The sequence below is a fragment of the Rhodanobacter sp. C06 genome, assembly GCF_002001105.1.
GTDB lineage: Bacteria > Pseudomonadota > Gammaproteobacteria > Xanthomonadales > Rhodanobacteraceae > Rhodanobacter_A.
Window position 1 is genome coordinate 148,247 of record NZ_MUNP01000077.1, and the last position, 24,435, is coordinate 172,681.

The 24,435-nt window shown below is 64.9% G+C and carries 23 protein-coding genes and 1 riboswitch; of the genes, 13 read left to right on the forward strand and 10 right to left on the reverse strand.

The genetic code is table 11. From position 1 onward, the window contains the following. The first annotated feature begins 22 nt into the window (after positions 1-22). The 5 genes from glyA (at position 23) to B0E52_RS17370 (ending at position 4,409) form a co-directional block, all read left to right on the forward strand. Positions 23-1,291: a serine hydroxymethyltransferase gene (gene glyA / locus B0E52_RS17350; protein ID WP_077485756.1), complete on the forward strand. Its 1,269-nt coding sequence runs from the start codon at positions 23-25 to the stop codon at positions 1,289-1,291. Between the two features lie 95 nt (positions 1,292-1,386). Next, complete coding sequence (gene nrdR, locus B0E52_RS17355) at positions 1,387-1,923, forward strand: transcriptional regulator NrdR (RefSeq protein WP_077485754.1); 537 nt, start codon at positions 1,387-1,389, stop codon at positions 1,921-1,923. Between the two features lie 83 nt (positions 1,924-2,006). Then, on the forward strand, positions 2,007-3,185 hold the full coding sequence (gene ribD, locus B0E52_RS17360) for a bifunctional diaminohydroxyphosphoribosylaminopyrimidine deaminase/5-amino-6-(5-phosphoribosylamino)uracil reductase RibD (protein ID WP_254426853.1): 1,179 nt from the start codon (positions 2,007-2,009) through the stop codon (positions 3,183-3,185). 130 nt (positions 3,186-3,315) lie between these two features. Further along, positions 3,316-3,711 carry a MerR family transcriptional regulator gene (locus B0E52_RS17365; protein WP_168174222.1) on the forward strand — a complete coding sequence of 132 codons (396 nt, stop codon included), beginning with the start codon at positions 3,316-3,318 and terminating at the stop codon, positions 3,709-3,711. Next, positions 3,693-4,409 carry an SDR family oxidoreductase gene (locus tag B0E52_RS17370; RefSeq protein ID WP_168174221.1) on the forward strand — a complete coding sequence of 239 codons (717 nt, stop codon included), beginning with the start codon at positions 3,693-3,695 and terminating at the stop codon, positions 4,407-4,409. The genes B0E52_RS17365 and B0E52_RS17370 overlap by 19 nt, the downstream gene beginning before the upstream one ends. Before the next feature lie 77 nt (positions 4,410-4,486). Here B0E52_RS17370 and B0E52_RS17375 read toward each other — a convergent pair whose 3' ends face one another. Further along, positions 4,487-5,497: an NAD(P)-dependent alcohol dehydrogenase gene (locus tag B0E52_RS17375; protein ID WP_077485748.1), complete on the reverse strand. Its 1,011-nt coding sequence runs from the start codon at positions 5,495-5,497 to the stop codon at positions 4,487-4,489. An 89-nt stretch (positions 5,498-5,586) separates the two neighbouring features. On the opposite strand from B0E52_RS17375, the gene B0E52_RS17380 reads away from it, so the two are divergent. The 4 genes from B0E52_RS17380 (at position 5,587) to ldcA (ending at position 9,854) form a co-directional block, all read left to right on the forward strand. Then, the gene (locus B0E52_RS17380; protein ID WP_077485746.1) at positions 5,587-6,498 is read left to right on the forward strand and encodes a LysR family transcriptional regulator; all 912 of its coding nucleotides are present in this window, start codon (positions 5,587-5,589) and stop codon (positions 6,496-6,498) included. 47 nt (positions 6,499-6,545) lie between these two features. After that, positions 6,546-6,720: riboswitch (FMN riboswitch) on the forward strand. A 127-nt stretch (positions 6,721-6,847) separates the two neighbouring features. Then, positions 6,848-7,489, forward strand: a complete 642-nt coding sequence (locus B0E52_RS17385) for a riboflavin synthase (RefSeq protein ID WP_077485744.1) — start codon at positions 6,848-6,850, stop codon at positions 7,487-7,489. Between the two features lie 195 nt (positions 7,490-7,684). Then, positions 7,685-8,779 carry a 3,4-dihydroxy-2-butanone-4-phosphate synthase gene (gene ribB, locus B0E52_RS17390; RefSeq protein WP_077485742.1) on the forward strand — a complete coding sequence of 365 codons (1,095 nt, stop codon included), beginning with the start codon at positions 7,685-7,687 and terminating at the stop codon, positions 8,777-8,779. Between the two features lie 154 nt (positions 8,780-8,933). Beyond that, positions 8,934-9,854, forward strand: coding sequence for a muramoyltetrapeptide carboxypeptidase (ldcA, locus tag B0E52_RS17395; protein ID WP_077485740.1), 921 nt, complete (start codon positions 8,934-8,936; stop codon positions 9,852-9,854). Positions 9,855-9,992: 138 nt separating this feature from the next. Here the strand turns inward: ldcA and coaE are convergent, their stop codons facing one another. From coaE to pilB, 4 genes are all read right to left on the reverse strand, one after another. After that, positions 9,993-10,601, reverse strand: a complete 609-nt coding sequence (gene coaE, locus B0E52_RS17400) for a dephospho-CoA kinase (protein ID WP_077485738.1) — start codon at positions 10,599-10,601, stop codon at positions 9,993-9,995. Then, positions 10,598-11,455, reverse strand: a complete 858-nt coding sequence (locus B0E52_RS17405) for an A24 family peptidase (protein ID WP_077485736.1) — start codon at positions 11,453-11,455, stop codon at positions 10,598-10,600. Before B0E52_RS17405 ends, coaE begins: the two co-directional genes overlap by 4 nt. Before the next feature lie 136 nt (positions 11,456-11,591). Further along, a complete protein-coding gene (locus B0E52_RS17410; protein ID WP_077485734.1) occupies positions 11,592-12,866 on the reverse strand; it encodes a type II secretion system F family protein in 1,275 nt (424 codons plus the stop codon). Positions 12,867-13,015: 149 nt separating this feature from the next. After that, on the reverse strand, positions 13,016-14,737 hold the full coding sequence (gene pilB / locus B0E52_RS17415; protein ID WP_077485732.1) for a type IV-A pilus assembly ATPase PilB: 1,722 nt from the start codon (positions 14,735-14,737) through the stop codon (positions 13,016-13,018). Positions 14,738-15,050: 313 nt separating this feature from the next. Here pilB and B0E52_RS17420 point away from each other — a divergent pair, with 313 nt between their 5' ends. The 4 genes from B0E52_RS17420 to B0E52_RS17435 all read left to right on the forward strand — a co-directional run bounded on the left by B0E52_RS17420 (position 15,051) and on the right by B0E52_RS17435 (position 18,840). Continuing rightward, entirely contained in the window at positions 15,051-15,905 is an 855-nt protein-coding gene (locus B0E52_RS17420) for a glycosyltransferase family 2 protein (protein ID WP_077485730.1), read from the forward strand. Between the two features lie 73 nt (positions 15,906-15,978). Further along, entirely contained in the window at positions 15,979-16,824 is an 846-nt protein-coding gene (locus B0E52_RS17425; RefSeq protein WP_168174220.1) for a glycosyltransferase, read from the forward strand. Beyond that, on the forward strand, positions 16,814-17,983 hold the full coding sequence (locus B0E52_RS17430) for a glycosyltransferase (RefSeq protein ID WP_168174219.1): 1,170 nt from the start codon (positions 16,814-16,816) through the stop codon (positions 17,981-17,983). Before B0E52_RS17425 ends, B0E52_RS17430 begins: the two co-directional genes overlap by 11 nt. Then, a complete protein-coding gene (locus tag B0E52_RS17435; RefSeq protein WP_077485724.1) occupies positions 17,980-18,840 on the forward strand; it encodes a glycosyltransferase in 861 nt (286 codons plus the stop codon). The genes B0E52_RS17430 and B0E52_RS17435 overlap by 4 nt, the downstream gene beginning before the upstream one ends. Here B0E52_RS17435 and B0E52_RS17440 read toward each other — a convergent pair. The 5 genes from B0E52_RS17440 to B0E52_RS17465 all read right to left on the reverse strand — a co-directional run bounded on the left by B0E52_RS17440 (position 18,837) and on the right by B0E52_RS17465 (position 24,418). Then, positions 18,837-19,391, reverse strand: a complete 555-nt coding sequence (locus tag B0E52_RS17440) for a class I SAM-dependent methyltransferase (RefSeq protein WP_168174218.1) — start codon at positions 19,389-19,391, stop codon at positions 18,837-18,839. The genes B0E52_RS17435 and B0E52_RS17440 overlap by 4 nt on opposite strands. Before the next feature lie 237 nt (positions 19,392-19,628). Then, positions 19,629-20,636 (reverse strand): glycosyltransferase, encoded by a 1,008-nt coding sequence (locus tag B0E52_RS17445; RefSeq protein ID WP_168174217.1) that lies wholly within the window; start codon positions 20,634-20,636, stop codon positions 19,629-19,631. Then, a complete protein-coding gene (locus B0E52_RS17450) occupies positions 20,633-22,192 on the reverse strand; it encodes a lipopolysaccharide biosynthesis protein (RefSeq protein WP_139351736.1) in 1,560 nt (519 codons plus the stop codon). Before B0E52_RS17450 ends, B0E52_RS17445 begins: the two co-directional genes overlap by 4 nt. Positions 22,193-22,287: 95 nt before the next feature. Next, a complete protein-coding gene (locus tag B0E52_RS17455) occupies positions 22,288-22,905 on the reverse strand; it encodes an acyltransferase (RefSeq protein WP_077485718.1) in 618 nt (205 codons plus the stop codon). Between the two features lie 328 nt (positions 22,906-23,233). Next, positions 23,234-24,418 (reverse strand): aminotransferase class I/II-fold pyridoxal phosphate-dependent enzyme, encoded by a 1,185-nt coding sequence (locus B0E52_RS17465; protein ID WP_077485846.1) that lies wholly within the window; start codon positions 24,416-24,418, stop codon positions 23,234-23,236. Positions 24,419-24,435: the final 17 nt, after the last annotated feature.

Sequence of the window (24,435 nt, forward strand, 5' to 3'; positions counted from 1 at the left end):
CAAGCCCAGCCAGAGGATCCCGATGTACAGCCACGAAATGCGGATTGCCGGTTACGACCCCGAACTGGCCAAGGCCATCGCCGACGAGGGCCGCCGCCAGGAAGACCATGTCGAGCTGATCGCCTCGGAGAACTATGCCAGTCCGCGGGTGATGGAAGCGCAGGGTTCCAAGCTCACCAACAAGTACGCGGAAGGTTATCCGGGCAAGCGCTACTACGGTGGCTGCGAGTACGTGGACGTGGCCGAGAAGCTGGCGATCGACCGCCTCAAGCAGTTGTTCGACGCCGACTACGCCAACGTGCAGCCGCACTCCGGTTCGCAGGCCAACCAGGCGGTGTATTTCGCGCTGCTGCAGCCGGGCGACACCATCCTCGGCATGTCGCTGGCGCACGGCGGCCACCTCACCCACGGCGCCAAGGTCAACCTGTCGGGCAAGATCCTCAACGCGGTGCAGTACGGCGTGGATGCCAATGGCATCGTGGACATGGCCGAGGTCGAGCGCCTCGCCGTCGAGCACAAGCCGAAGATGATCGTGGCGGGCTTCAGCGCCTATTCGCAGGTGATGGACTGGGCGCGCTTCCGCGCCATCGCCGACAAGGTCGGTGCGTATCTGTTCGTGGACATGGCCCATGTCGCCGGCCTGGTCGCCGCGGGCGTGTACCCCAGCCCGCTGCCGCACGCTCACGTGGTCACCTCGACCACGCACAAGACGCTGCGCGGCCCGCGCGGCGGCCTGATCGTGGCGAGCAAGCAGGGCATGGGCGCGTCGGCCGAGGAGATCGAGAAGAAGCTGCAGTCCATCGTGTTCCCCGGCATCCAGGGCGGCCCGCTGATGCACGTGATCGCCGCCAAGGCGGTGGCGTTCAAGGAAGCGCTGGAGCCGGCCTTCAAGGACTACCAGGCGCAGGTGGTGAAGAACGCCCAGGCGATGGCCAAGGCCATCATCGCGCGTGGCTACAAGATCGTTTCCGGCGGCACCGAGAACCACCTGATGCTGGTCGACATGATCGGCAAGCCGATCACCGGCAAGGACGCGGAGGCCGCGCTGGGCAAGGCGCACATCACGGTGAACAAGAACGCCGTGCCGAACGACCCGCAGAAGCCGTTCGTCACCTCCGGCCTGCGCGTGGGCACGCCCGCCGTCACCACCCGCGGCTATCTGGAAGCCGATTGTGTGGACCTGGCCAACTGGATCTGCGACGTGCTCGACGCGCCGAACGACGAGACGGTGATCGCCGCCGTGCGCGCCAAGGTCGAGGCGCAGTGCAAGAAATATCCGGTGTATGGCTGAGCGCGAGCAGTGAGTGGAAAGGGGTGAGAAGTGAGGGAAAGCCGACACGGATGCTTCCCTCTCGTTTCTCACTTCTCTACTCTCACTCCTGACTTATGCATTGCCCCTTCTGCCAGCACGAAGACACCCGCGTGATCGACTCGCGGCTCACCGAGGACGGCTCCACCGTGCGCCGGCGCCGCGAGTGTCCTGCCTGCGGCGAACGCTTCAACACCTTCGAGACGGCGGAACTGAAACTGCCGGCGATCGTGAAGAGCGGCGAGCGGCGCGAGGCGTTCGACGAGCGCAAGCTCAGGGTGAGTTTCGAGCGTGCGTTGCAGAAGCGGCCCGTGGCCAGTGACGCGGTGGATGCGGCGGTGCGCGAGATCGTCAACGACCTGCGCCGCAGCGGCGAGCGCGAGGTGCCGTCGCGCCAGGTCGGCGAGCTGGTGATGCGCGAGCTGAAGAAGCTCGACCAGGTGGCCTACGTGCGTTTCGCCTCGGTCTACCGCAAGTTCGAGGACGTGCAGGCCTTCCTCGAGGAAATCGCGAAGCTGGAGCACGACTTGCCGGAGCTGGAGAAACTGCAGCTGTCGCTGCTGGCCGGCGGCGAAGCCGCGGCTGCGGAGCCACGTCGCCCGCGCAAGGGTTGACGCTTTTCTCCCTCTCCCCGCCGGGAGAGGGTCGGGGCGAGGGTACGGCCTCGCCTCACCCTTCCTGGGAGTGGATGACCCGCATGAGCTTCACCTCCACCGACCACACCCACATGGCGCACGCCCTGCGCTTGGCCGAGCTTGGGCTTTGCACCACCCAGCCCAACCCGCGCGTGGGCTGCGTGATCGCGCACGGTGACGAGGTGGTCGGTGCCGGTTGGCACCGGCGCGCCGGCGGGCCGCATGCCGAGGTGTTCGCGCTGCGCGAGGCCGGCGAACGCGCCCGCGGCGCCACCGCCTACGTGACGCTGGAACCCTGCGCCCACCACGGTCGCACGCCGCCTTGCGCGGATGCGCTGGTTGCCGCCGGCGTGGCGCGCGTGGTGATTGCCGTGGAGGACCCGTTCCCGCAAGTAGCCGGGCGCGGCATCGAAAAACTGCGTGCTGCCGGCATTGCCGTGGACATCGGGCTGCTGCGCGACGAGGCGCGCGCATTGAACTGCGGCTTCTTCAGTCGCATCGAACGCGGTCGCCCCTTCGTGCGCGTGAAGCTGGCGATGAGCCTGGACGGCCGCACCGCGCTCGCCAACGGCGAGTCTAAGTGGATCACCGGCGAGGCCGCTCGCGCCGACGTGCAGCGCTGGCGCGCGCGCAGCAGCGCCATCCTCACCGGCAGCGGCACCGTGCTGGCGGACAATCCGCAGCTTACCGTGCGGCTTGGTGCGGGTAGCGCTGGCGGTGCAGGCGGCTCGCCTCGGGCGGGCCTTGACTCCCTCTCTCCCGGCTCAGCCGGGGGAGAGGGTCGGGGTGAGGGGGGGGCTTTTGCCCCACTGCGTGTGGTGCTGGACCGCCAACTGCGCACTCCCTCCGGCAGCCATGTGCTGGACGGCAGCGCACCCACGCTGGTGCTGCATGGCGCGGGTGCGTCGTGCGCCGACGATCGCTACGCGCGCGCCGGGCTCGCCGCGGTGGCGGAGCGCGGCGACGCGCTCGACCTCGCCGCCGTGCTAGCCGAACTCGCCGCGCGCGACGTCAACGAAGTGCACGTGGAAGCCGGCCCCACCCTGTGCGGCGCGCTGTTCGCCGCCGGCCTGGTGGACGAGCTGCTGCTCTACGTCGCCCCGCTGCTGCTGGGCGACGCCGCCCGTCCGCTGCTAAAACTGCCGACGCTCACCGACATGGCTGCGCGCTGGCGGCTGGCGGTATGCGACCAGCGCCTTGTCGGGAGCGACATGCGTTGGCGGCTTCGGCCGGAAGCCTGATCCGCCTCTGCGGCGCGCAAGGCCGGAAGCCGATATCGCCGAGTTCCGCGCGTTTGCGCAAGGCCTGGCTGCGCTTGACTTCGAGCGCGCTCGAAGTCCTAGACTCGAACGCATGAGCCAAGCAATTTCGATGAGCGAAGCCTGTCGGCGCACGGGCATCAGCAGCTACACGCTTCGCTATTACGAGAGCGTGGGCCTGATGAAGCGGGTCGGCCGATCCGAGGCCGGCCGTCGCATCTACCGCGAGCAGGACCTGCAATGGCTGGAGATGCTCAAGGTGTTGCGTGGCACCGGCATGTCGATCCGCCGCATCCGTCAGCTGGCGGCGATGGTGGAGCAGGGCGACGCATCGCTGGAGGCGCGGATCGCGTTTTTCGGCGATTGGCAGGCCGAGCTGACGCGGCAGATCGAAGTGCGGCAACAGGCGCTGGCGACCATCGGCAAGAAGATCGTGCGGCACGCCGCCATGCTCGCGGATTTCAAGGACCGAAAGAAAAGGGAACTTCCATGCATCACTCGACCGTAGTCGTCGTTGGCGCCAGTTCGGGCATGGGCCTGGCTGCGGCGCGCCGCTTCTGGGAGCGCGGCGCCACCGTGTGGATGGTGGCGCGTGATCCGGAGCGCTTGCGCGATGCCGCGGCCGGCATCGGCCACGAGCGCCTGCAAGCGCTTTCCGCGGACGTATCCGGCGAGGAAGGGCGCGCGCGCATCCTGGCCGCAGTGGATCGTCTCGACCATCTGGTGTTCACGGCGGCGGATCTGGTCTACAAGCCCTCGCGCGATCTGGACGATGCCGAGGTGATGCGCGCGGTGCGCTCCAAGGTGGTCGGGCCGTACCTGTTGAGCGGCGCGATAGCGGGCAGGATGCCGGCGGCAGGCAGCATCACCTTCGTGTCCGGCGTCGCCGCCGAGCGGCCGAGCCCCGGCGGCAGCGTGACCGGGATGGTCAACGGCGCGATCAACGCGATGGTGCATGGGCTGGCGCTGGAGCTGGCGCCGATCCGGGTGAACGCGGTGTCGCCGGGCTGGGTGGAAACGCCGTTCTGGAAGCGGGTCGCCAGCGACGAGCGCCGCGAGAGCCTGTTCGCGGCGATGCGCGAAAAAATCCCTGCGCGCCGGATAGTCACGGTCGAGGACGTGGCGCAGATGATCGAACTGGCTGCGACCAACCGCGGCGTCAGCGGCACCACGCTGTATGTCGATGGCGGCCAGCGGCTGGTCTGATCGGGCCGGTCGCGTCGCAGGCCCGAGGAGGCAGATGCGTCGCGCACGGGCCGCCGCCGCGCGGGCCGCCCGCAACCTCAGCGGTTGAAGTCAATGGTGAGCTTGCCGAAGTGGCGGCCGGCGACGAGGTGCTCGAAGGCCTCGCGCAACTGGCCGAAGCCGTAGACGTGGTCGATCACCGGCTCCAGGTGCGTGGCCTCGATGGCGGCCACCATCCGTTCGTGCTCTTCCAGCGGGGCAACCGAGATGCCCTGGATCCGCACGCGCTTGAGCACCACCTTGGACAGCGGCAGGGTGGCCTCCATCCCGCCGAGCCAGCCGAGCACGCCGATGAAGCCGTGCATGCGCACCGCCTCCAGCGACTGCGGCAGGGTGGCCGCGCCGACGGTCTCGATCACTGCATCCACGCCGATGCCGTCGCTGGCTTCGCGCACCAGCGCGCCCCACTGCGGGTGCTTCGCGTAGTTGATGCCGATGTCGGCGCCCAGCACCTTCGCGCGCGCCAGCTTGTCGTCGCTGGACGACAGCACGATCGCGCGGGCGCCGCGCAGCTTGGCGAACTGCAGCGCGAACAGGGAAACGCCGCCGGTGCCGAGCAGCAGCACGGTCCGGCCGGTGGTAATGCCGGCCAGCTCCAGTGCCTGCCAGGCGGTGAGTGCGGCGATCGGTAGCGTGGCGGCCTGCAGGCTGGTCAGATGCGCCGGCGCACGCGCCAGCGAATACTGATCGAAGCAGGCCAGCTCGCGCATCACGCCGGGCTCGGGGCCGCCGATCTCGGCGCCTTCCCATTCCGGTCGCATCGCGCCGGCGATCCAGCGCGACTTGTAGAACGTGGTGACGCGGTCGCCGGGCTTGAAGCGGGTCACCGCCGCGCCGACCCCCACCACCGTGCCGGCGCCGTCGGACACCGGCACGATGGGCAGCGACACGCCGCGATACAGCTGGCCGTCGACCAGCATCCAGTCGCGGAAGTTGAGCGAGGCGGCCTCCATGCGCACCAGCACCTCGTTCGAGCCGGGGCGCGGGGCGGGCAGGTCGACCTGCTGCAGGTGATCGAGGCCGAAGGCGGAAAGCTGGATGGCACGCATGACGGGACTCCGTGGTGGGGATGCGGGCATGGTCCCGCCATCGGAGGCTTGCGATAATCCACACGAATGGGTGATCTTTTGTTCACGTCATGAATCAATCCTTCGAGCTCACGCCCGCCCGTCTGCGCGAATTGCGCGCCTTTGCCGCCGCCGCGCGCCGGCTCAACTTCTCGCGCGCGGCGCTGGAGGTCGGCTGCACGGCGTCGGTGCTGAGCCGGCGCATCGCCACACTGGAAGAAGCCGTGGGCGCGCGGCTGTTCCTGCGTACCACCCGGCGCATGGCACTCACCGCGCGCGGCGAGCAGTTGCTGGCGCAGTGGCAGCGGATGGAGACGGTGATGACGGAACTGGCCGCCGGCCTGCGCCCGCCCGACGGTGCGCTGGCCGGACGGCTGTGCGTGCACCTGCCGGCCAGCTTCGGCCGTTACCGCATCGCGCCGTTGCTGGCCGGGTTCATGCGCGAGCACCCCGGGGTGCGCATCGAGGCGGTATACGACGACGCCTACGTCGACATGGTGGCCGGCAAGGTCGACCTGGCCGTGCGCCTGGGCCGGCTGGCCGACGTGCAAGTGGTGGCGCGCCGGGTGGGCACGGTGCGCGTGTTCCCCTGCGCTTCGCCCGATTACCTGGCCGCGATGCCGCCGCTGCGCGACCCGGCCGATCTCAAGGCGCACCGCTGCGTCGCTTTCAGCGGCTATCGCCGCGGCACGCTGTGGTCGTTCAGCCGACAGCGCCAGCGGCGCGCGGTGCGCATCGATCCGGTACTGGTCTGCAACGACTCGCAGGCCATCCGCGACGCGGTGCTGGCCGGCGTGGGCGTCGGCCTGCAGGGCGATTACATGGCCGACGGCTTGGTCGCCGAGGGGCGGCTGGTCGACTTGTTCCCGGACTGGCAGTTGCCGTCCTTCCCGGTCCACCTGCTGTGGCTGCCCGGCGCAGATCGCACACCGGCGTTGCGGCGGCTGATCGATTACCTGGCCGTGGCGCTGGCGCCGGCCTGAGGGGCATGGTGGTAAACTCGCGTCGCCGGTTTTCCGGCAGACAACCACGACGTCTTCAGGGCGGGGCGGAATTCCCCACCGGCGGTAGGCCTTTCGAGGCGAGCCCGCGAGCGCCTTCGCCACATGGCGAAGGGTCAGCAGATCCGGTCGAACGCCGGAGCCGACGGTCAGGTCAACCCGGTTTGCCGGGGCGGCTCACAGTCCGGATGAAAGAAGACGGTTCGACGCGCGGTCCTGCCACGCGCCGGCCTCATGCCTTGGGGCGTTCTCGCATGCCGACACGCGGAGAACGTTTCATGATTCCTTCCATTGCAAGCAAGACGGCTGCCTCCTGTCGGGAGGTGCGCTGATGTTCACCGGCATCATCCAGTCCGTGGGCCGCATCGCGCGGCTCGAACCGCGTGGCGGCGATTTGCGCCTGCATGTGGACACCGCCGGCCTCGACCTTGCCGACGTGCAGCTGGGCGATTCCATCGCGGTCTCCGGCGTTTGCCTGACCGCTGTGACGCTGGAAGCACGCGGCTTCAGCGCCGACGTCTCGAACGAAACGCTGTCGCTGACCACCTTGGGCGAACTCAAGGCCGGCGACCCGGTGAACCTTGAGAAGGCGCTGCGCCTCGCCGACCGGTTGGGCGGCCATCTGGTCTCCGGTCATGTCGACGGCCTGGGCAAGGTGGTGTCGATCACGCCCGACGGCCGCTCGCAGCGATGGACTTTCGAGGTGCCGGCGAACCTGGCCCGCTACATCGCCGCCAAGGGTTCGGTGTGCATCGACGGCACCAGTCTCACCGTCAACGAGGTGGCCAGCCACCGCTTCGGGGTCAACCTTATCCCCCACACGGTGGAACACACGGCGTTCCATGCAAAGCGCGCGGATGATGCGGTGAACATCGAGGTGGACGTGATCGCGCGTTACGTGGAACGGCTGATCGGCAGCGGCGAGGCGCCGAAGCTCGATGAGGCCTTCCTCAGGCAGCACGGCTTCGCGTGATCTTTCCGACCGTCATTCCGGCGAAAGCCGGGTTTTCAACAGACGAATGTCTGGTCATCCAGCGTCTTTAGTCCTTGCACTGCGTTCCTGTACGAAAAGCATGAAGGCACTGGATCCCGGCTTTCGCCGGGATGACGGAAAGGATGTCCAAGGCGCCACGATACTCACGACGACAAAAACGAACGGATATATCCCATGCCCTTCAACACCATCCCCGAAATCCTCGACGACCTCCGCGCCGGCCGCATGGTCGTGATCCTCGACGACGAGGATCGCGAGAACGAAGGCGACATCGTGATGGCCGCGCAGATGGTGCGGCCCGAAGACGTCAACTTCATGGTGCGCGAGGCGCGCGGCCTGCTCTGCCTCACGCTCACCGAACAGCGTACGCGCCAGCTCGGCCTGCGCCCCATGGTGAGTGACAACACCTCGCCATACCACACAAACTTCACCGTCTCCATCGAGGCGGCCGAGGGCGTCACCACCGGCATCTCGGCGCACGACCGCGCACGCACCATCCAGGTGGCGGTGAAGTCGGATGCGAAGCCGCAGGATCTCTCCCAGCCTGGCCACGTGTTCCCGCTCACCGCCCAGCCTGGCGGCGTGCTCACACGCGCGGGCCACACCGAGGCCGGCTGCGATCTCGCCGCGCTGGCGGGGCTGGAGCCGTCGTCGGTGCTGATCGAGATCCTGCACGAGGATGGCTCGATGGCGCGCCGCCCCGAGCTGGAGGTATTCGCGCACAAGCACGGCCTCAAGATCGGCAGCATCGCCGACCTGATCCGCTACCGGCTGGAAACCGAGAAGACCGTCCAGCGCGTGCACGAGGAAGAGGTCGAAACCGAGTTCGGCCCGTTCCGGCTGGTGGCGTACCGCGATGCGATTCGCCACGGCCTGCACTACGCGCTGGTGCGCGGCACGGTGGACGACGGCGCGCCGGTGCTGAGCCGCGTGCACGTGCGCAACACCTTGTCCGACGTGCTGCACCTCAAGCGCGACGACCTCGGCCTTACCGTCACCAGCGCGCTGCGGCGTATCGCCGACGAGGGCCGCGGCGTGCTGCTGGTGCTCTCCGGCGAGGACACGCCCGAAGCGCTGCTGGCGCGCCTGAAACGGCAGCCGGCGACGCTGGCACCCGAGGACGCGCAGCAGCAGGAATGGCGCCAGCTCGGACTGGGCGCGCAGATGCTGGCCGACCTCGGCGTGCGCAAGCTGCGCGTGCTGGGCACGCCGCGCAAGCTGGTGGGCCTCGCCGGCTTCGGCCTGGAAGTCGTCGAACACGTGGCGTGACGCGGCCTGCGTATCCGTAGGAGCGGCTTCAGCCGCGACTGACTGCACGAATCGCGGCTGAAGCCGCTCCTACGCCGCCCTGGTGAACATTTTCGTCATGCGTCGGCCAGATGCTTGCCCGCATAATCAGCTGTCCCAACCCTCGGCTGTTCCCATGCCCGCCACCCGCGTCCGCCTGATCGCCCCCTCCGGCTACCCGCATGATCGCGCCGCGATGGCGCGCGGCGTGACCCGCCTGCGCGAGGCCGGCTGCACGCTGGATGGCCTCGACGTGCTGGAACGCACCGAACTGCGCTACGCCGGCAGCGACGTCGAACGTGCCGCCGACCTCAACGCGCTCGCCGCGCTGGACGCGCTGCCCGACATCGCACTGGCGATCCGCGGCGGCTACGGTGCCACGCGCCTGCTGGAACACCTGCACTACGACGCATTGCGCGAGCGGCTGGCTGGCACGAATACGGTGCTGGTAGGTCACAGCGACTTCACCGCGATCCAGCTGGCGCTGCACGCGAAGTGCGGCCTCGTCAGCTTCGGCGGCCCCATGCTCGGGCCCGACTTCGGCGTCGAGACTTTGAGCGCACTGACCGTGCCGCATTTCTGGCGCATCGTGCGCGCGGCGCAGGGCAGTGCGGAGTGGACCAGCAGCGGCGAGCATGCACTGGACCTCGAAGGCCCGCTGTGGGGCGGCAATCTCGCGATGATCTGCAGCCTGCTCGGCACACCGTACTTCCCGCGCATCGACGGCGGCATCCTGTTCGTGGAGGACGTGGGCGAGCCGCCGTTCCGCATCGAGCGCCTGCTCTACCAGCTGCATCTGTCCGGCGTGCTGGGTCGCCAGCGCGCGCTGATCCTCGGCGATTTCACCGATTGCCGGCCCAGCACCTACGACAACGGCTACGGCCTGGCCGAAGGCTTCGCGCAGATCCGGCGCGTCGCCGGCATCCCGGTGCTGGACGGCCTGCCGTTCGGCCACGTGCCGGACAAGTTCACCCTGCCGTTCGGCGTGCCGGCGCGGCTGCGTGTGAAGGGCGCGGGGGCGCAGCTGGATTTCGCCGGCTACCCGCACCTCAAGTAATCCATCGCGCGAAGACTGGGCTGTTTCCCCCTCCCCTGCTTGCAGGGGAGGGCCGGGGTGGGGTGCTCTTGTGGCAAAAGCCTCACCCCCTCCCAGCCTCCCCCTGCGCGCAGGAGGAGGGGTGATTGGTGGCCGGTCTTACCGGTTCACAGCCAGTACCAGGTAACGTTGATGCAGCTTCGCGACAGCCGCATCCAGCGCCGCCTCGTCGCCGCTGTTGTCGATCACGTCGTGGGCCAGCGTCAGCCGCTGCTCGCGGCGGGCCTGCTGTGCAAGCATGCGCCGGGCCAGCGCCTCGTCGATGCCATCGCGGGCGATCAGCCTGGCCAGTTGCAGCTCCACCGGCGCATCGACCAGCAGCACGCGGTCGACCCAACGGTAGTGCCCGATGTTCTCGGCCAGCAAGGGGATCGCCAGCAGGCAGTAAGGCGTGGTGCCGGCCAGCGCACATTCGTGCAGCCACTGGCGCACGCGGGGATGGATGATGCCTTCCAGCGTGCGTCGCGCCGCCGGATCGGCGAACACGCGATGACGCATGGCCGGACGATCCAGCCGGCCTTCGGCATCCAGCACCTCGTCGCCGAAGGCGGAGACCACGGCGGCCAGGCCTTCGCTGCCAGGCACGACCACCTCACGTGCAGCGACGTCGGCGTCGTGCACCGGCACCCCCAGCGCGGCGAAACGGCGCGTCACCGCGCTCTTGCCGGCGGCAATGCCGCCGGTGAGGGCGACGACGTAGCTGTTCATCGCAGCCCGGTGAACTGCAGGTAGGCGTGCAGCAGGGCGTCGCCGGCGATGAACCACACCCAGCCGGCCATCGCGATGAACGGGCCGAACGGCATCGGCACGCCACGCTCATGGCGGGAGAGCGCGATCAGACTGCCGCCCACGATGGCGCCGATCAGCGAGGACAGCAGCACGATCGGCAGGATCGCCAGCGGCCCCATCCACGCGCCCAGCGCGGCCAGCAGCTTGAAGTCGCCGTGACCCATGCCTTCCTTGCCGGTCAGCAGCTTGAACAGCCAGTACACGCTCCACAGGCTGAGGTAGCCGATGGCCGCGCCGAGGATCGCGGTGGTGGGCTCCACGAACAGCGGCTTCAGCGCCAGCAGCAGGCCCAGCCACAGCAGGGGCAGGGTGAGTTGGTCAGGCAGCAGCTGGGTGCGGAAGTCGATGCCGGACAACGCGACCAGCGTCCAGGTCAGCACGAGCCCGGCCAGCGCGGGCCAGGTCGGACCCAGCTTCCACACCACGGCGGCGCTCAGCACGCCGCTCAGCAGCTCCACCAGCGGGTACTGGATCGAGATCCGCGCCTTGCAGTAGCGGCAACGTCCGGCCAGCAGCAGCCAGCCGAACAGCGGGATGTTGTCCGCGGCCGACAGGGGATGCTTGCAGTGCGGGCAGTGCGAAGACTCGCGCACGATGCCGGGCGGCAGGGCCTCGTCGCCAGCCTCCAGCTCCAGCACGTCGCGCGCCTCGCGCCGCCATTCGGCCGCCATGCGCTCGGGCAGGCGCAGGATCACCACGTTGAGGAAACTGCCCACCAGCAGGCCGAGCACGGCGGCGAGGGTGATCCAGGCGGTCAGGGGCAGATCGGGCATGTGGGTCGAGTGGTGGCTACAGGGCGCCCAAGCTTACGGACTTGCCGGTAGGAGCGCACCCTGTGCGCGAATGACCTCGCGCTTCGATCAAGGCCAAAAGCAATCGCGCACAGGGTGCGCTCCTACGGCAACGCGATCAGCCCACGGTGCCGGCGAGCTTGAAGATCGGCAGGTACAGCGCGATCACCATGCCACCCACCACTACACCCAGGATCACCATGATCATGGGTTCGAGCAGGGTGGACAGGGTATCGACCGCGTTCTCGACCTCTTCCTCGTAGAACTCGGCGACCTTGAACAGCATGGTGTCCAGCGCGCCGGATTCCTCGCCGATCGCGGTCATCTGCACCACCATGTTCGGGAACAGCCCGGTTTGCTTCATCGCCAACTGCAGCTGGTGACCGACCGAGATGTCGTCGCGCATCTGCTTCACGGCATCACCGTAAACCACGCTGCCGGTGGCGCCGGAGACCGCGTCCAGCGCCTCCACCAGCGGCACACCAGCATGGAAAGTCACGCCCAGGGTGCGGGCGAAGCGAGCGATCGCCGATTCACGCATGATCTTGCCGAACACCGGTAATTTCAGCGTCACGCGGTCCAGAAAATGAGCGAACTTCACTGAACGCCGCTTGCCTGCGATCAGGCCCACCACGCTGCCGATGATGATGAACAGCACCAGCCACCACCAGCTCTTCATGAACTCCGATGCGGCGACCACAAACTGCGTGGGGGCTGGCAGAGCGGCCCCGGCATTCTTGAAGGTCTCCGCGAACACCGGCACCACGAACAGCAGCATGACCATGCAGACCAGGAAGGCCACCGCCACCACCATGATCGGGTAGAACAGCGCCTTCTTGATCTTCTTCTTCAGCGCCTCGGTGCGCTCCTTGTAGGTGGCCACGGTGTCCAGCACGGTGTCCAGCACGCCGGAAGCCTCGCCGGCTTGCACCAGGTTACGGTACAGCTCGTCGAACTGCACCGGGTAGCGGCCAAGCGCCTCGTGCAGCGCCTGACCACCTTCCAGGCCCTGTTTCACATCCATCAGTATGTTCTTGAAGCGGACGTTCTTCTGGCCATCGGCGATGATGTCGAAGGACTGCACCAGTGGCACGCCGGACTTCATCATGGTGGCGATCTGGCGGCTGAACACCGCCACGTCGCGCGGCTTCACCGAGCTGCCGGTAGCGCCGAACAGCGGCTTGGCGCGCTCGCGCACGGTCTGCGGGTTCATGCCCTGGCGGCGCAGTTCGGCCTTCACCAGCGAGGCATTCTTCGCCGGCATGTCGCCCTTCATGCGCTTGCCGCGCTTGTCCAGCGCCACCCACTCGTAGACGGTGAGTTTGCTGACCGCGGAACGCTCGGCGCCGAGCGCGCGCGGGTCTCTCTTGGCAGTTGCGGAAGCCGTGGCCATGCGCTGTCCCCCTGATGGTGCGTTCCGGCGGGCCGTTCGGACCGCGGAACCATTCTGATACCGAAGCTTACGTCATTTTCCTGCCGTGAAACCGTGGCGGCGACCGCAGCTTCGCGGCATGACCCGTGCGCTCCTACCGGGTCGGAAGCTCAATCCTTGGTCACCCGGTCGATCTCGGTGAGGCTGGTGAGGCCCTGTTTCACCTTGAGCAGGGCGGAGGCGCGCAAGTCGTTGATGCCGGCCGCCTTGGCCACCTCGGCGATCTGCAGCGCATTGCCGCCTTGCAGGATGATCTTCTGGATTTCCTCCAGCATCGGCATCACCTGGTAAATGCCCACGCGACCCTTGTAACCCTCGTTGCACTCGTCGCAGCCCCCTGCTTCGTAAAGAGTCAGGCCGTCATCGATGTCTTTCTGGCTGAAGCCGGCGGCCAGCAGCACCTGCGGCGGAAGGCTCTGCGGCTTCTTGCAGCTGTGCAGGCGACGCGCCAGGCGCTGGGCGATGATCAGGGTGACCGAGGAGGTGATGTTGTACGGCGCGATGCCCATGTTCATCAGGCGCGCGACGGTCTGCGCCGCGTCGTTGGTGTGCAGGGTGGAGAGCACCATGTGGCCGGTCTGGGCAGCCTTGATCGCAATCTCGGCGGTTTCCAGGTCGCGGATCTCGCCCACCATGATCACGTCCGGGTCCTGGCGCAGGAAGGAGCGCAACGCGGCGGCGAAGGTCATGCCGCGCTTGACGTTCTGCTGCACCTGGTTGATGCCCTCGACGCGGATTTCCACCGGGTCTTCCACCGTGGAGATGTTGCGCTCGGCGGTGTTCAGCATGTTGAGGCCGGTATACAGCGACACTGTCTTGCCCGAACCTGTGGGTCCGGTGACCAGCACCATGCCGTAGGGCTTGTGGATGGCATCGACGTAGAGCTTCTGCTGGTTCGGCTCGTAACCGAGTTTCTCGATGCCGATCTTCGCCGCCGAGCCGTCCAGGATACGCAGCACGATCTTCTCGCCGAACAGCGTGGGCAGCGAGCTCACACGGAAGTCGATCGCGCGGGTCTTGCTGAGATTGAGCTTGATGCGACCGTCCTGCGGAACCCGCTTCTCGGCGATGTCCAACTGCGCCATCACCTTCAGGCGCGAGGAAATACGGCTGGCGAGCTTCAGCGGCGGACTGGCCACCGCTCGCAACATGCCGTCCATGCGCAGGCGCACGCGGTAATGACTCTCGAATGGTTCGAAATGGATGTCCGAGGCGCCGCGTTTGATCGCGTCCACCAGGATCTTGTTGACGAACTTCACCACTGGTGCGTCGTCGATGCCTGTAGCGTCTATACCGCCTGGCGCCTCATCGACATCGCCGCCCTCGGTGTCCAAGTCCTCCAGGTCGTCGCCACCCATGTCTGGCATCACGTCGTGCATGCTGCTGAGCGCGATGTCGATGGTGCGGTTGAGCTGGCTGCGCTCCACCAGGATCGGCTCCACCATGCAATTGGAGTGGAACTTGATCTCCTCCAACGCATCCAGCTGCATGGGGTCGGCGATGCCCACGAACAGGCGCTTGCCGCGCCGGAACAGCGGTAGCGCACGATGCTTGGTCAGCAGGGCCTCGCTGACCAGGTTGATCGGGAGTTGCGCCGGGTTCATTGCAGCCACGTCCAGCATCGGCATGCCGAATTCCAGCGAAGCCAGGCGCAGCAGGCGCAGGCCGTCCACCAGATTCTGGTCCAGCAGCCATGAGGTCAGGGTGACGCGTTGCTGGCCGCTTTCCACAACCGCGCGGCGTGCGTCGGCCTCAGGCAGCAGGCCTTCGGCTACCAGCCGCCGCGCAAGCCCGGTCAGCCCAGTGAGCGGCGTTTGCATTGCAGATGACATGAGTGACGATCCCCGGACCCTATTGGCGCCGAATCTACCCCAGTCGGGGCCGCGGGTCATCCGCGAAAAGCGTCTTGCAGGCCGCCCGAGTCTCCAAAGCAAGACGTTTGCCTCCCTTCCCAACCAACGGGGGGCGAGGCACTGGCGGGACTCCCTCCCCTGCGTGCAGGGGAGGGATGGGGTGTCTTTGGCTTTTGCATGGGCTACGCGCAAATCCCCAAGAGTGCCATCGGGAGGCTTCGAACATGTGCATGAGCCACGGTCGTGGTGCCAGCTTCACGTTATGATTCGCGGAGACTAGGGGAACACGCCGTTGAGCCACCTAAGCATCATCCTGCCCGCCAAGAACGAGGCCCCTGCGCTGGCCGACCTGTTGCCGCGGTTGCGCGCCGCCCATCCCGAGGCCGAGGTCATCGTGGTGGACGATGGCTCGACGGATGAGACGCGCCGGATCTGCACCGAAGCCGGGGTTGCCTGTCTCTCCTCGCCGTATTCGATGGGCAACGGCGCGGCGATCAAGCGTGGTGCCCGTGCCGCCAGCGGCGACCTCCTCGTCTTCATGGACGGTGACGGCCAGCATGATCCGGCCGACGTGGCGCGCTTGCTGGCGAGGCTCGACGAGGGCTACGACATGGTGGTCGGTGCCCGCGACTGGGGCAGCCAGGCCGGAGTGGGCCGCGGAGTAGCCAATACGCTTTACAACTGGCTGGCCACCCGCATGACAGGGCATGAGGTGGCCGATCTCACCTCCGGCTTCCGCGCCGTGCGCGCGGAAAAGTTCCGCGAATTCCTGCATCTGCTGCCCAACGGCTTCAGCTACCCCACCACCAGCACCATGGCGTTCTTCCGCAGCGCTTACCCGGTGGCCTACCTGCCGATCAAGGCCGCGCAGCGCGTGGGCAAGAGTCATATCAAACCGATCAAGGACGGCGTGCGTTTCCTGCTGATCATCTTCAAGATCGCCACGCTGTATTCGCCGCTCAAGCTGTTCGTGCCGGCGGCGGCGACATTCTTCCTGCTCGGTTGCGCGAACTACGCATGGACCTTCGCGCACGATGGGCGCCTCACCAACGGCAGCACCTTGCTATGGAGCGCAGCCGTGATCGTGTTCCTGATCGGGCTAGTGTCCGAGCAGATCACGGCGCTGACGTACAGGCGGCTGACCTGAGCCTCACATGTCGGGATCGAGTCCAACACATGGTGCGGAGCCGGATCCATGGCGAACAGTCCATCCTCCGACCTTGGACAGCATCTGCGCGATCGTGGTCACATTTCAGCCGGACGCGGAGTTTCCGGATCGATTGGATCGCTTGTCCACCGAATTTCGCCGTGTGTTCGTCATCGACAATGCTTCCAGTTCGTTGCGGATTCGGGAAGACGACAAGATCAGGGTTTTGCAAAACGACCACAACGTCGGGATTGCCGCCGCGCTGAACCGTGGCTTGCGGGATGCGCACGCGGCGGGCTATGCGTGGGCGGTAACCTTTGATCAGGATTCCGAGCCGGTGGAAGGCTTTGCTGAAGCCATGCTTGCCTCTGTGCGTGCGTTGAAAACATGCAGGCTTTTGCTGGGAGCAAACTACGTTGATGTCCATCGGAGGCGCTTGGCGCACCACGTGGGCTCGCAAAGATCCGCGCCAGTCCGCAGGACCACATTGATCACTTCCGGGATGTTGTTACCGGTGGGCTTCGCGCTCGCCATCGATGGGTTCCGCGAGGACTTTTTCATCGATTCGGTGGATCATGAATTCTGCCTGCGCGCAGCGGATCATGGTGCTGGTGTCTTCGTGACACGGGAACCGTTGATGCGTCATGCCATCGGAGCGCCTGTCGCTGGTGTTCGCTGGGCACGTGCGCTGTCTTCCGCCCACCCGGCCTCGCGGAAGTATTTCATCGCGCGAAATGCCCTCTGGACCGTGCGCCTGCATGCGTACCGTCATCCGCTGTGGTCGTTGCGGCAATTTGCACGCGTCATTGCGGAGGCTGTCGGAATACTGTTGTTCGAGACAGGCCGTTTCACCAAGATTGGCGCCTTCTTGCGCGGTATCAGGGATGGCGTGATGGTGGATGTGCGTCGTGCGCGCTGAATCAGCGGCGGCGAGTACGCTGCCAAAATTGGCCGTGATTGGCGTTCATACCGCAAGCGAAGCCTACCCGAACACGCTTCATTCGATGCAAGGACTTCGACGGCACTTCGACGTCAACGAAATCAACATCCCGCTGCTTCCTCGGGAAGGCGGCGCAATGCGCGCCCGTGGCGGCCTGCTGTCGAAGGCGTGGAAGTTTGTATCGGCTCATGCGCGCGTCATCGCAAAGGGGCTGGCAATGCGTCCTCGACCGGTGCGCGCATACGTGCCCTATCCTGCGCCGATACTGCTCTTCGCATGGTCGCTGGTGCCGCGCGGCTTGCGGCCACGGCGCATAGTGGCAGACGCATTCATCTCACTGTTCGATACGGTGGTAAATGATCGCGGCCTGCTTCGACCAGCCGATTGGCGGGCCAGGATTCTGTGGCGCATCGAACGACGGGCATATGGCATTGCAGATGCCGTGATAGTGGACACTGACCAGAATGCAGAATTCTACGCGTCGCTGTTTCGCCTTCCGCGCGAGCTGTTCATCGCTGTTCCGCTCGCGACCAACGAGCGCGAGTTCACGCTTTCGCCGCCACCTGTCCACCGTGGGGCATGCAACGTCCTGTTCGTCGGCACATTGGTACCGCTGCACGGAATCTCGACGATCGTCGATGCGGCCAAGCTCTTGGCGGGGCGGCAGGACATTCGGTTTACCATCGTTGGTACTGGGCAGCAGGCAGAAATCCTGGAGTCGGCTCTGCGTGCCGGAGCGGCCAACATGACATGGGAGCGGGAGTGGAAGACGCCGGCACAACTTGCGTTCTGCATCAGGCAAGCCGACATCTGCCTTGGCGTGTTCGGGGGCGGTCCAAAGACGCAGCGCGTGTGTCCATACAAGGTCTATGCCTATGCAAGCATGGGGCGCCCGATAATCACCGCACGAACCGCGTGGTTGGAGCGAGCCGCAGCAAGGTTCGGGCAGATGCCGTTCACGGCCGTCACGGCTGCAGATGCCGAAGCCCTTGCCGCCGAAATTGCCAGGCTCGCCGATGACGAGGCGCTGCGTGGCGTGATGGCCAGCCGTGCGAGCGAATTTTACGGTGCCGTGCTGGCCAACCGGATAACGTTCACCGCACTCCGCGCAAGCATCTTGGGTGAGGCCAATCCATGAGCAACGGTGTCATCGTCGGCTTGACCTTGCACTACCGTGATGCATCACGGACCTTCAACTGCTTGCGCTCTCTGCTTGAAGACGGGGTTTCGCACGTACTCGTCTGGGACAACAGCGCGGATGGCGAGGCGAGTGCCGCAGAACTCGAACGCTTGATGGGTAGCGAACGGCGATGCCGGATTGTCACGGCGAATAGGAATCTTGGCTTCGCCGCGGGCGTCAACCGGGGCCTGGAAACGCTGGCTGTTGAATTCCCGGACAGTCCAGTGCTGTTGATCAACAACGATGCAACCCTGCTGCCGGATGCGCTCCGAGTGTTCCGGGATGCGCTGGAGGCGAGTCCGAATGCCGAAGTCCTGTACCCTGACATCGATCATGGCGGCTGGGTACGCGGCACGGTCTACTACCATCGCTTGACTGGCCTGATCACGGACCGCCGTTTGCCTGGCTCCTTCCCCTATGCCAGTGGATGCTGCCTGCTGGTGAATCTTCCGAAGTCGGGGGCGACATTGTTCGACGAGGACTTCTTCATGTATGGGGAGGACATTGAGTTGGGTGCCAGATTGTCACGACGCAACGGCGCGATGGTGCATGTGCCAAAGCTGCTCGTGCATCACGAAGGCTCGGCCAGCAGCCGCATGGGTTCGCAGTTCTACGAGGCGCGTGTGGTGGCTGCGCAGTTGCTCATTGCGCGCAAGCTGTCGAACGGGTGGGCTGACCGTCTGTTGATCATTGTGCTGCATGTCATCTTGCTGGGTGTACGAGGCCTAGTGCGGAGTTTGCGTTTCCGCAGCCTGACGCCGCTGCGAGCGTTACGTGATGGGAGTGGGATCGCGAGGGAGCATGCGAGCTCCTAGAGTTTCTTACGGAAGAGAAAGAAGGGCTCGTCTTGATTGATGCCATGGGTGTCGGCGTCGGTGTCTGGAAGCAGTTCGGAGTGCAGGTACGCCAACGGCTCCAAGCCACTTGCAGCGAATCGCTTGAATATATCACTTCCGTACAACCGGACATGGTCGGCTTGCCCATAGGCTTGCAGCCGTGCCTTGTCGTCAGCGATACCTTGATCCTCCCAAGTAGCATGCAACTTTCGGGCGAATGGAGTTTGCAAGATTGCATGGCCTCCGGGCTTCAATACACGGTAGACCTCCTGCAGTGCGCGCCTGTCGTCGGCAACGTGTTCAAGTACATGGTTGGCAATCAGGAAGTCGAATGACCCTGGTTCTGCATCGATGGCCATCATATCGATGCGCCGCACAGCGGGGGATGTTGGCTCCAAATCGCAACGAACATAGGTAGATGGTTCCGCCGCAGCGATCCAGTGAGACAAGTTGCGCTCCGGTGCGAAGTGCAAAATTGCCTTGCCGCGCATTGTTTCCAGCAATCCAGACGACTGCAGGAACATCAGCATGTGGCGTTCGCGATCATGCCCGCGACAGTGGGGACAGGCAAAGCGATCCAAGTCGCTACCTACCACATGGAGCTCACGCATCAGTGGAGGCTGGTTTTTGGAGCCGCCACAATATGGCAGGAATTTCCAGGCCCTGCGACCGCACAGTACGCAGCGCCGGGGGCCTCCAGGCAACAGTGCGAGTGCAATACCTTGGGCAAATCGAAACAACTTCGTGATCATGTCTGAATCATACTGTCAGCGGTGATACAACACCCGGCCCTTGTCACCGCGCCAGATCATGCGTAGTCGGTGAATCGCCTCGGCGTAGATGATGCGGAGGAGCGATCCGACTGCCAGCAGGCAGGTACGCAAGCGGCCATAGGGTGATGCGGTGAATACCCGTGGCGCCCAAACACGGAGTAGATTCCAGCGTCCTTGGCGACGTGCCGTCCCGAATACTCGTCGAAGGAAATCTGCCAAGCCAGATGCCTGGTCGGCGGCGCCAAGCATGCCGGCAGGTACGCTGTTCATTGCTTCCCAGTACAACTCGCGTACCAGATCGCTTGAGGTTGTCGTCATGGATCCGACCGAGTTCAATCGGTAGGCCACAAGTGGCCTCCCTAGATGTGCCAGCGAGCCATGCCTGGCAAGCAACAGGTGCATGCGATAGTCGATGAAGGGGCGGTCGATCGAAAGCAACTCTTCTTTGAACATGGCCCGGTAGAGCATGGAGCTTGTGTTGAGGAAATTGCCGCGGCGATACAGGGACGCCAAGCTGTGGTGGCCGTCACCCGCGTCGTTGAATACGCCGATGCGCTCACCGTCTTCACGGATGGCTACGGCGTTGGCGTAAATTGCCGGGCATTCCGAGTGGGTGTCCAAGAACTCGATCTGGTGCTCCAACTTGCCAGGCAGCCAGTAATCGTCACCGTCGAGGTGTGCCAGATAGCATCCACTTGCGCGTCGCAGCAGGTCTTGAATATTCGCGCTTGCGCCTAGTCGTTGTGGCCGACGCAAGTGCACCACCCGCTGCGGATTTGCGGCGGCGTATTCGGCAATGATTTCGCTGGTGCCGTCGTCGGAGCAATCGTCGCCGACCAAGATTTCGAGCAGCCGGTCGGTCCGTTGTTGCAGGACGCTGTCCAAGCACTGCCGGATGTATGCGCGCTGGTTGCACGTAGCGATGCAAACGGATACGGATGAGGGCGGCATGCTGCGGCCTGTCTCGCGTCGGTCAGGGGGGGCGGGTACGTCGGATGTCATGGCTGCGTGTCTTTGTTGCCAGGCAAGCGCGACGCCAGCGCGGATCGAGACAGGTGCGTGAGCTCCGTAGCCGCAGGGTTGCGGAATATGGCCGCGCCGCCAAGGTAGACCACGGCTGCCGCCAGTATGCTTGTAAGCGTCGCGACGATGGTAGGCGCGCTCCAATGCAGGATGCCCCATCCGGCCACCGCGCTGGCGAGGCACAGCAGCAAGGTATGCTTCTGGTCGACGATCTGCTCCAGCACACCGTAGCTGAGCATGCGCTGCGAGTAGTACGTATTGACGGCGATGCTGAGCATGCTGCCCAGCAGTACGGCTGCCGCCACGGCGATAGGACCGAACGGCGCGGCCACCAGTACGAGCGCGATCGACACCGGCTTCTTGAACAGTTCGAGTCGCAGCAACAGGTCGGATCTGCCGCAGGCGGTGAGGGCGGCAAGGTTCAACACGTGCAAAGGCCATGGCGCCGCGGCCAGTGCGAGGAGGGTCAGCACCGGTGCCGCCGAAAGCCAACGTGCGCCGTAGACGAGTGCAATCAGCGGTTTTGCCGCCAGCGCCAGACCGATCATGCAGGGCAGGAACAGGAACAGCGAGACGCGCAACGACAGGCGCAGGGCCTGGCGAAGCCTCACGGGCTCGCCCGAGAGCTCCGAGAACACCGGCAAGCCAACGCGGCTGAGCACCGTTCCGACGAAGCCGACCGGCGCCTGCTGCGCGTTCTGCGCCAGCGTGTAGTAGCCAAGTGTCGCGGCGTCGAATAGCCGGCCGAGCAGTAGCGCTTGTGCGCGTACGTATACCGTGTCGAGCAACTGGGCCAGTAGCATGAAGCCGCCAAATCCGAACAGGCGACGGAACGAGGCGTGATTGACACGCCCGACGGGTTTCCAGCGGGCGTACAGCCACAGTAGGGTCGCCCGCAAGCCGATTGCGATGACGGACTGCCATGCGATGCTCCAGACACCGAACCCATTCAGCGCCAACGCAACGGCGACAAAGCCGGAAATGCCCGATGCGACGATTTCGGCGTGCGCACGCGCAGCGAAGTCTAGGCGCTTGGTGAGCAGGGCATCGGGCACAGCCGCCAGCGCACCCAGCGGCAGCACCCAGGCGACGAGTCGGGTCAAAGGGACCAGCTGCGGCTGGTGGTAGAACGCGGCGATGTGTGGCGCAGCGAACCAGAGCGCGAATCCCGCCGCAGCACCGATCGTCATGCTGTAGGCGAACACAGTGGTCTCGTCGTCGGCTGTGATGCCCTGCCGCTGGATCAGTGCGGTGCCGAAGCCGGAATCGACCAGCAACACGCCGACACTGGTGAACACGATCAGCATGGCGATCAGGCCGAAGTCGGTCGGTGTCAACAAACGTGCGAGCACGATCGTGACTGCGATCTGCACACCGTAACGCGCGAGGATTTCCAGCGCGCTCCACATGGTGGCGTGAGTGGCCTTGGCCGCTATTGATTGCATGCACTCACGTTGCGGCAGGGCGCGCTGGCTTACGTGGATCGGGATTGGTTCGCAAGATGAATTTACCTTCAGGATTTCAAGTGCCGTCACCGACAAATATCTCCAGGCTTTCGAAGACAAGCTCAACGAGCGTCCGAGAATGCGGTTAGGACTCCGTACACCGAGACAGGTTTTCGAGGCACCCTTCAACCGTCGTGCACCTCGGAGTTCAATTCACTGTCCAACTCTGCGAGCAGGGATTTTTCGAGTGAAAGCAGGTCCTTGGAGCGATCTCGTAGTCTCCGCGCTGGCATGCCAGCGTAGATTGACCATGCATCGAGGTCTTTTGTGATCAACGATAGCGCCCCAACAGAGACTCCTTCATTTGCTGTGACGCCTGGAAGAATCACGCTGCCGGTACCGACAATCACGTGCTTCATAAGTATAACTGGACCTGAAGTTACCCCCAGATATTTCTCCGGCACTGTGGGGTTGGTCAGGGTTCGTCCGGAGTAGTCGTCTGTGGCGGTGTAGATTCTCACTCCAGCGGACAGGCCAGAAAAGTCTTCAAGTACAATGCCGCTGCCTGCATAGAGTCCACAATAGCCGGCAATGTGGACAAACGATCCAATCTTTGTGAAGCCGTTGCCGGCGGCGATGATTGAGCAGTAGCCGTCAATACGAACGTTATCTCCTAGCTCAATGTTGTTCAGTCCAATGATTGTGCAGCTCCTGGCAATTCGCACATTTTTCCCGACTTTCTTGAACCCGAAGTCGACGAGCTGTTCGTCTGAGAAATAGCCAGGATCGAAAGGATTGTTCATGTAATCGAGTCTCTATAGATGGCCAAACGCTTGAGGTAACCGGTGCGAGCCCACGTAGCGGGTGAGCACTCGGTTAACCGACTAGTTGGGCACCGTGACCTGTGGCACGAAACTCCAAAGAGCTGCTAGCACCAGAAGCAGCCCGCCGAACACAACGGCGAGCTAGTTTAGCCACGACAGGTGCGTATTTTGGTATTCGGCGGATACGGTTGCGATTGACCCGGCCATGGTTGATGTACTGCACGTAGTCGAAGAACACGAAGGTATCTACGGCCTGCATAAGCTGAAAGTAGCCGATGTAGGGGGTACGGCTGCATCACCGCCGCGATCATGCGCCGTCGCTCATGCAGGCTCTGCAAACCGCCGCAATGGTCTCGATGTCGTCGGTGCCCAGCGACACGCCGGTCGGAAGTATCGCGACCCGATTGGCTATCGCCACACTGTGTTCGAGCAGCAGGCCTGCATGGGGAAACAGTTCCCGGTAGGGCAGCATGCCGTGGCAACCCGGCCAGAAGTATTTTCGTACAAGCACGTTTTCCGCATGCAATGCGGCGACGAGATCGTCGCGGCGCTTGCCGTCGCGCCCCGAATCGACTTCCACGACCACGTACTGGTAATTCGGGTTGGTGGCGGGGTCATAGTCGAGCAGCCGGAGGCCGTCGATGCCGGCCAGGGCGGCGGCGTAGGTTTCGTAATTGTGGCGATTGGCTTCGACGAAACCGGGCAAGGCGTCGAGGTTGACCAGTCCCATCGCCGCGTTGATCTCGGGCATCTTGCCGTTGGTGCCTGGGTGGATCACGTTGTCGTAGCCGACGAAGCCGAAGTTACGCATCAGACGCATGGTCTCGGCCAGATCGTCGTCGTCGGTGACCGCGGCGCCACCTTCGAAGGTGTTGAACACCTTGGTCGCGTGAAAGCTCAGCACCTCGCAGGCGCCGAAGCGACCGATGGTCTGGCCTCGATATGTGCAACCGAAAGCATGCGCGGCATCGAACATCAGCTTCAGGCCGTGCTCGTCTGCGACGGCCTGCAGTGCGTCGATGGGCGCGGGCCGTCCCCACAGGTGTACGCCGATGATGCCGCTAGTGCGAGGGGTGATCATGCGGCGCACGGCGTCAGGATCGAGATTGTGTGTCGCAGGGTCGATATCGGCGAAGACTGGCGTGATGCCCTGCCAGTGCAAGGCATGGGCCGTGGCAATAAAAGTCCACGACGGGACGATGACTTCGCCCGTTAGTCCCAGGGCACGAATGGCGATTTCCAGAGCAACAGTGCCGTTGCACATGGCAATGCAGTGCTTGACGCCCAGATGGTCGGCGATGCGTCGCTCGAGCTCCTGCACAATTGGACCGTTGTTGGTCAGCCACTTACTATCCAGGACTTGGGCGGCCCGCTGCAAAAATGCCTCGTGGTTGCCCAAGTTGGGGCGGCCGACATGCAACGGTTCGGCAAATGCGGGTGGCGCGCCGTTGATGGCGAGGTCGAATTTGTCGCGGATGACCTTGATCGGCATGGCTGATGTCGGTAGTG

Coding starts and splice junctions, on each gene's coding strand:
- glyA (WP_077485756.1), top strand. CDS start 23: ATGTACAGCCACGAAATGCGGATTGCCGGTTACGACCCCGAACTGGCC.
- nrdR (WP_077485754.1), top strand. CDS start 1,387: ATGCATTGCCCCTTCTGCCAGCACGAAGACACCCGCGTGATCGACTCG.
- ribD (WP_254426853.1), top strand. CDS start 2,007: ATGAGCTTCACCTCCACCGACCACACCCACATGGCGCACGCCCTGCGC.
- B0E52_RS17365 (WP_168174222.1), top strand. CDS start 3,316: ATGAGCGAAGCCTGTCGGCGCACGGGCATCAGCAGCTACACGCTTCGC.
- B0E52_RS17370 (WP_168174221.1), top strand. CDS start 3,693: ATGCATCACTCGACCGTAGTCGTCGTTGGCGCCAGTTCGGGCATGGGC.
- B0E52_RS17375 (WP_077485748.1), bottom strand. CDS start 5,497: ATGCGTGCCATCCAGCTTTCCGCCTTCGGCCTCGATCACCTGCAGCAG.
- B0E52_RS17380 (WP_077485746.1), top strand. CDS start 5,587: ATGAATCAATCCTTCGAGCTCACGCCCGCCCGTCTGCGCGAATTGCGC.
- B0E52_RS17385 (WP_077485744.1), top strand. CDS start 6,848: ATGTTCACCGGCATCATCCAGTCCGTGGGCCGCATCGCGCGGCTCGAA.
- ribB (WP_077485742.1), top strand. CDS start 7,685: ATGCCCTTCAACACCATCCCCGAAATCCTCGACGACCTCCGCGCCGGC.
- ldcA (WP_077485740.1), top strand. CDS start 8,934: ATGCCCGCCACCCGCGTCCGCCTGATCGCCCCCTCCGGCTACCCGCAT.
- coaE (WP_077485738.1), bottom strand. CDS start 10,601: ATGAACAGCTACGTCGTCGCCCTCACCGGCGGCATTGCCGCCGGCAAG.
- B0E52_RS17405 (WP_077485736.1), bottom strand. CDS start 11,455: ATGCCCGATCTGCCCCTGACCGCCTGGATCACCCTCGCCGCCGTGCTC.
- B0E52_RS17410 (WP_077485734.1), bottom strand. CDS start 12,866: ATGGCCACGGCTTCCGCAACTGCCAAGAGAGACCCGCGCGCGCTCGGC.
- pilB (WP_077485732.1), bottom strand. CDS start 14,737: ATGTCATCTGCAATGCAAACGCCGCTCACTGGGCTGACCGGGCTTGCG.
- B0E52_RS17435 (WP_077485724.1), top strand. CDS start 17,980: ATGAGCAACGGTGTCATCGTCGGCTTGACCTTGCACTACCGTGATGCA.
- B0E52_RS17440 (WP_168174218.1), bottom strand. CDS start 19,391: ATGCTGATGTTCCTGCAGTCGTCTGGATTGCTGGAAACAATGCGCGGC.
- B0E52_RS17445 (WP_168174217.1), bottom strand. CDS start 20,636: ATGACATCCGACGTACCCGCCCCCCCTGACCGACGCGAGACAGGCCGC.
- B0E52_RS17455 (WP_077485718.1), bottom strand. CDS start 22,905: ATGAACAATCCTTTCGATCCTGGCTATTTCTCAGACGAACAGCTCGTC.
- B0E52_RS17465 (WP_077485846.1), bottom strand. CDS start 24,418: ATGCCGATCAAGGTCATCCGCGACAAATTCGACCTCGCCATCAACGGC.